The 1,336-nt window shown below is 46.6% G+C and carries 1 protein-coding gene and 1 pseudogene; one reads left to right on the top strand and one right to left on the bottom strand.

Translation table 11 applies throughout. From position 1 onward, the window contains the following. Positions 1-187: 187 nt before the first annotated feature. Positions 188-1,126 carry an NAD-dependent epimerase/dehydratase family protein gene (locus tag F6K20_RS38745; RefSeq protein WP_008185637.1) on the top strand — a complete coding sequence of 313 codons (939 nt, stop codon included), beginning with the start codon at positions 188-190 and terminating at the stop codon, positions 1,124-1,126. On the opposite strand, the pseudogene F6K20_RS38740 reads toward F6K20_RS38745, so the two are convergent. Further along, a pseudogene (locus F6K20_RS38740) lies at positions 1,072-1,329 on the bottom strand (CDP-diacylglycerol--glycerol-3-phosphate 3-phosphatidyltransferase); the annotation flags it as partial. The gene F6K20_RS38745 and the pseudogene F6K20_RS38740 overlap by 55 nt on opposite strands. Positions 1,330-1,336: the final 7 nt, after the last annotated feature.

Genomic DNA, 1,336 nt, shown 5'->3' with positions numbered 1-1,336 from the left:
TGCCGTCAGCTTATTTTATTCAAAAGCTGTTCGGTGTAGCTTGGCCAATGGCTGATAGCTGATACGCGACACGCTAATACGCGACACGCTGATACGCGACACGCTGATAGCTGAATACTTACGCACAAAGTACGCGAAGAGGGAATTAATCCATAGCGTGAATCAAAGTTTTTAGTAATTAGTTACCATGCGAATTTTAATCATGGGTGGTACCCGGTTTGTTGGGGTTTATTTAACCAAGGTTTTGGTGGAGATGGGCCATGAGGTGGTGCTGTTCAATCGGGGAAATAAGCCAGCGCCACTGCCAGGAGTCCAACAGATTCATGGCGATCGCAAGGATCCCAATCAGCTCAAGGAAATGTTATCGTCTCAAGAGTTTGATGGAATTTTCGATAATAATGCTCGGGAGTTGAGTGATACTCAACCGTTAGTGGAAATTTTTAAAGACCGGGTGCAGCATTTTGTGTATATGAGTTCCGCTGGGGTGTATTTGAAGTCGGAGCAGTTACCCCATCTCGAAGGAGATCCAGTTGATCCCAATTCTCGCCACAAGGGTAAACATCATACTGAGGCTTACCTACAAGAACTTGGGGTGCCATTTACGGCGATTCGTCCAACTTATATCTATGGTCCCCAAAATTATAATGATGTTGAAGCTTGGTTTTTTGACCGGATTGTTCGCGATCGCACCATTCCCATCCCTGGTAATGGCATGCACATTACTCAGTTAGGTCATTGTCAGGACTTGGCGAGGGCAATGGCGGCAGTATTGGGGAATCCGGAAGCGATTGGGAAAATTTACAATGTGTCCGGGGAACGCTATGTCACCTTTGATGGTTTAGCACGAACCTGTGCTATGGCCTGTGGTAAGTCGGCTTCAGAGGTCAAGCTCGTGCATTATGACCCCAAGCAGTTTGATTTTGGTAAGCGCAAGGCTTTCCCATTTCGATTACAGCACTTTTTTGCTGATATCCATAAGGCTAAGACGGAACTTAACTGGCAACCGGAGTATGATTTGCTTTCGGGACTGAAGGATTCCTTTGAGAATGATTATCTGGCTTCAGGTCGGGATCAAGCTGACGTGGATTTTGCCGTTGATGACCAGATATTAGCGGGTAACAGGTAAACTAAACCAGAGATTAAGGTTAGGACGACCGATAGCCAGAAAAGGACAAGGGATGGGATGATCCAGGTGTCGGGAGTTGGAGCAATTAAAAGTGCGATCGCACTAATTTGGCTGACGGTTTTGAGTTTACCCCAGATATTGGCTCCCTGTATGCTAGCGCTACCGGATAACTTGGGGTTAACTCGCCAACCTGCGATCGCTAACTACCGT

Source organism: Moorena sp. SIO2C4 (assembly GCF_010672485.1).
Classification (GTDB): Bacteria; Cyanobacteriota; Cyanobacteriia; order Cyanobacteriales; family Coleofasciculaceae; genus Moorena; species Moorena producens.
Note: the sequence above shows the minus strand (reverse complement) of the source record. Positions and strands in the feature narration are given on the sequence as shown.

Coding starts and splice junctions, on each gene's coding strand:
- F6K20_RS38745 (WP_008185637.1), top strand. CDS start 188: ATGCGAATTTTAATCATGGGTGGTACCCGGTTTGTTGGGGTTTATTTA.